Source organism: Oleiphilus sp. HI0079, assembly GCF_001635105.1.
Genome location: NZ_LWFT01000507.1, coordinates 1 through 4,881 on the forward strand (window position 1 = coordinate 1; position 4,881 = coordinate 4,881).

The following is a 4,881-nucleotide window of genomic DNA, read 5'->3' on the forward strand; positions in this document are numbered from 1 at the left end:
CGTACGTGAATACAACGCAAGAACTTGGTCGCGGCTTCGCAGACAGTGTCGCTGAGATACGTCTGCCGGTAAAAGCGGCAGATTTACTTTTGTTGCGAGGCGATGAAGGAGGGGCTTCGGATAAGGCTCCGATAGAAATCGAGCTTGTGAATACCTTATCCAGAACAAACGAACGTTGGCTCGCTCGATATGAACGCATGGAATCGAGCTTTGACCCGCTTACTCAACAAGCAACGATCGTAGCGCATGTTGATGGGCCTTTTTCGAGCGCAGACAAAGCAGCTCTCTTACCTGGCCAGTACGTTAGTGCAAGTATAATCGGCCAAGAGCTCAAAGGCGTGATTGTCGTTGAGAACGAGCTTATTTATCAAGATAGCTATGTGTATGTTGTCGAAGGGGATGATCGAGATCAGCTAGTTCAGCGCCCGGTTACAATCTTGCACCGAACTTCAGATAAAAGTGTTATTGAGAGTGGTCTCGCGCCAGGCGATGAATTAATCACAACGATCCTTGGAAGCCTACCTAGCGGAACCAGAATACATATTAAGGCCGACCAATGATTGAATGGTTCGCTCGTAATAGTGTTGCTGCCAACCTGTTGTTGATCACCATTGTTCTCATCGGGTTAGGATCGCTTAAGCTAAATATCCCCTTAGAAGTATTTCCGTCCGTCGAGCCGCGCGTTATTCAAGTGAGCATTGCCGTTCCGGGCGCCTTGCCAGCGGATATTGAAAAGTCAGTCGCGATCAAGGTAGAGCAAGCTGTTCAAGACCTTGAAGGTATTGAGCTGCTAAGCAGTTCGTCGAACGAGGGTTCTGCGTCTGTTTCTATTCAGGTAGACGAGCGATACGATGCGAGAACGCTGCTCTCTGATGTTAAAAATCGTGTTGACAGCATTAATAATCTGCCCGGAGATGCCGAGCGGCCAATCGTCGCACTCGCCAAGCGTCAGCGTGAGGTGATCGGTATTGCGGTTTTCGGCGACTTATCGGAAAGAGAGCTGCGCCTTGAAGCGTCTCGGATAAGGGATGGTTTGCTGCAGATGGAGGGGATTAGTCAGGTTGAGCTTGATGGCGTTCGCGAATTCGAAGTGTTCATTCAGGTATCCGAAGAAACGCTTCAACGTTATGGTTATACCTTGGCAAATCTAGCGAGCAAGATTCGAGAAAACTCGATCGATATCTCCGCAGGAACGGTGCGCACGACGGGAGGGGATGTCTTACTTCGTTCAACAGGCCAAGCGTATGGCAAGGGTGATTACGAAGATATCGTGATTGATAGCACGAAAGACGGCAGCAAAATTCGCCTTGGCGATGTTGCCACGGTGATCGATGGCTTTGAGGAGGTCTCTTCGATCACTCGCTTTAACGGGAAGCGTGCGGCATTGATCGAGGTTTACAGGGTTGGTGCTGAGAGCGCCATTGATGTTGCAGATATTGTTAAAGAGTACGTCGCGGAGTACGACGTCAAATCGTCTCAGTTTTTAACGGTCACTACTTGGCGTGATCGTTCAAAAATCGTCAAGAAGCGTTTACAGACACTAACGAACAACGCCATACAAGGCGGCATTCTTGTTTTGCTATTACTCACGCTATTCCTAAGGCCGGCAATCGCATTTTGGGTTTGTATTGGAATACCTGTGTCGTTCATGGGGGCGTTTTTCGTGATGCCATTGTTTGGTGTGACGATCAATATCATTAGCTTGTTTGGCTTTATTGTCATTCTAGGTATTGTTGTCGACGATGCGATTGTCACGGGTGAAAATATCTATTCGCACTTACGTAAATCGGAGAGTGGGATCGAGGCAGCCATCAATGGCACAAAAGAAGTCGCTGTCCCCGTTACCTTTGGCATTCTTACAACCATCGCGGCGTTTCTTCCGATAGCCTTTATAGAAGGCGTGCGCGGACAGTTGTTTGCTGCGATTCCTGTCGTGGTTATTCCGATTCTCTTGTTCTCGTTGATTGAATCCAAGCTTATTCTGCCTGCGCATCTTAAAAATATCCGAGTAAATTCGAGCGCATCAAATACGGGTTTTGGTCGATTACTTGTTTATCAGGAGCGCTTCGCGACAGGGTTTGAACGTTTCGTTTTGTCGTATTATCAGCCACTCTTAAGAAATGTCATTCGATACCGATACGCCTGCCTCACCTTTGCGGTGTGCCTTCTCATCGTGCTTAGCACACTTTTAAGCACCGGCTGGCTTAAATTTATCTTTTTCCCAAAAGTACAAAGCGAAGTTGCGCGGGCGTCTTTGTCGATGCCTGCTGGTACACCCGGAGAAGTAACGGACAAGCATGTGCAATTTATGCTTAGGCAAGCACAAGCGTTGCAAGCGACCCATATCGACCCTGATTCTGGCGAATCGGTTGTTGAAAATATCATGGCGACGACAGGTTCTGCTGGCGGTAGCAGAGGTTCAAATTATGGGCGGGTGATGTTTGAGATTACGCCTCCGGAAGATCGTACCTTGCAGATTACCAGTAGAGAATTGGTGAACGAATGGCGACAGCTAGTTGGCGAAATTCCAGGCGCCGATTCGATTAGTTATCGAGCTGAGATTGGCCGTGTTAGTGATCCGGTTGATATTGAATTGCGCGGTCAAAATTTTGATACGCTTGGTGCAGTGGCAGATAAGGTCAAAGAAAAGCTAAGAGAATACCCAGGTGTGTTTGATATACAGGATACGCTATCAGCTGGTAAACAAGTCTATGAGATTGAGCTCAAATCGGTGGCCTATGTGCTTGGCTTGACGCGCCAGCAGGTGGTATCCCAAGTGCGCCAAGCATTCTATGGTCTCGAGGTTCAGCGCATTCAGCGTGAACAAGACGATATTAAAGTGATGTTGCGTTACCCATTACAGGAGCGACAGAGCACCAAGACACTGCGCGATTTACTCATCACCACGCCAACTGGAGATAGGGTGCCTCTAGATGAGGTTGCCCTGTTGACGCCCGACCTGAGCCCAGTTTCTATCTCTCGCATAGATCAAAACAGAACGGTCAACGTGCGCGCCGATGTAGACAAGCAGAATACCAATATGCTTGTTCTTCAGCGTGAACTTAACGAGTACATCGCCGAATTACTCGCTCAATATCCTGATGTGCAATATCAATTTGAGGGGGAGGCGAAAGAGCAGCGCCAGTCATTCGGGAGTTTGCAGTATGGCCTGATCTTTATCGCGTTTGTGATCTACTGTTTGCTCGCGATCCCGTTCAAGTCTTACTTTCAGCCGATCATTGTGATGTCTGTGATTCCTTTTGGCGCCATCGGGGCGATTGGCGGCCATATGATCATGGGCATGGATCTGACGCTCATCAGTTTGTTGGGCATGTTGGCGTTAATCGGCGTTGTCGTAAATGACAGCTTAGTGTTGGTGGATTTTATTAATAAAAGGCGAAGTGAGGGCAAAGATTTGTATGAGACGGTTTCTTCGGCAGCCGCATCCCGATTTCGACCTGTTATTCTCACTTCGTTGACGACGTTTATTGGCTTGATGCCCCTGTTATTTGAAAAGTCGACGCAGGCGCAATTCTTAATACCAATGGCTGTCTCTCTCGGTTTTGGAATTCTGTTTGCCACCTTGATTACCTTACTATTGGTGCCGGTAAACTATATGGTAGTCGAAGATATCAAGTCATTAACAAGTAAGCTCATTGGACACTCGGTTTAAGTAACGTGAAGCGTCAACACTCTCTGCCACTTGCGCTCATCGACTCTCTTTTGGCCGCGCCGCGCGCTCGAGGGGTTGATATAGGCAGGGTCTGTGATGAAGCAGGGCTTCCAGAATGGTGTCATCTGCTAGAGGCCTCGGATGGCGGCGCTCGTTTTCCTCTTGAGGATCTGGGTAGCTTTCTGATCACCCTATGGCGTCACATGGAAGATGAGAGTGGTGGCTTTCTCAGCCATCCACTGAAACTAGGTACTTTTTCAATGATGTGTCACGCGATCATTTCTGCTGGCAACCTTCGGCGGGGATTGTTGAGAAGCGCGCGATTTATCGCGCTGGTTAGTGATGATTTGAAGATCAAGCTTGAGGAGTCGGGTGACGAAGCGCGCCTTGCCTTTGAGTGGTCCAATGCCTTGGATGTCGACGATGCATTTTTGACAACGTCCATGTTCATCATATGGGTTCGACTTTCATGTTGGATGGTAGACAGGCCGTTATTACTTGATCGTGTTGAGTTCCAATTCGACAAGCCAGAATATGCGGACGAGTTCGATTTAATGTTTCCCTGTCGGCATGTATTTTCTCAGAAACGCAATCTCATTGCGTTTAATCGAAGAATGCTGGCCTTACCGATTAAACAAGACAGCTATGCTCTGACGGATTTCCTCAATCACGCGCCGCAGTCTTTGTTGACCCAATTTCGTGCCGACGACAGCGTAACGGCGCAAGTGAGACGTGTCTTGAATGATGCAAGCGCTGCGGCTGACCCAGACTCTTGGGGGCACACAACGCTGACTTTCGATGATGTGGCAGACAAGCTTGGTTCAACCACGCATACTCTTCGGCGCCGCTTGAAAGAGGAAGGTCATAGCTTCCAGGAAATTAAAGATAGTTTGCGCAGAGAGAAAGCGTTAGAACTGCTTGAGCATGGCGAGCTTACCATTCAGCAAATATCCGATACTTTAGGCTTCTCGGAGGCCGCGGCGTTTAATCGGGCTTTTAAAAAGTGGACCGGTAATTCCCCGTCCTCTTATCGCGACTAAAGGCCTATCTCCAAGCGGGTAACTTAGACTCGTTATGTAGCCACTTAACAAAGAATTAATCCAAATAACAATAACTTACCTTCCACAGTGCGCACCTTCATGTTGTGCAAGAAATTATCAACACTATTGTTAGCAAATATCATGGAGCGGAAATCTCACTCCTATATA

The 4,881-nt window shown here is 48.1% G+C and carries 3 protein-coding genes; all 3 read left to right on the plus strand.

The annotated features are described in order from the left end of the window. On the plus strand, positions 1-560 hold a 560-nt coding region (locus A3750_RS26005), incomplete at its 5' end, for an efflux RND transporter periplasmic adaptor subunit (RefSeq protein ID WP_369819929.1). Beyond that, the gene (locus tag A3750_RS06690; protein WP_068454577.1) at positions 557-3,673 is read left to right on the plus strand and encodes an efflux RND transporter permease subunit; all 3,117 of its coding nucleotides are present in this window, start codon (positions 557-559) and stop codon (positions 3,671-3,673) included. The genes A3750_RS26005 and A3750_RS06690, both read left to right, overlap by 4 nt. Before the next feature lie 5 nt (positions 3,674-3,678). Continuing rightward, a complete protein-coding gene (locus A3750_RS06695) occupies positions 3,679-4,713 on the plus strand; it encodes an AraC family transcriptional regulator (RefSeq protein WP_082863134.1) in 1,035 nt (344 codons plus the stop codon). Positions 4,714-4,881: the final 168 nt, after the last annotated feature.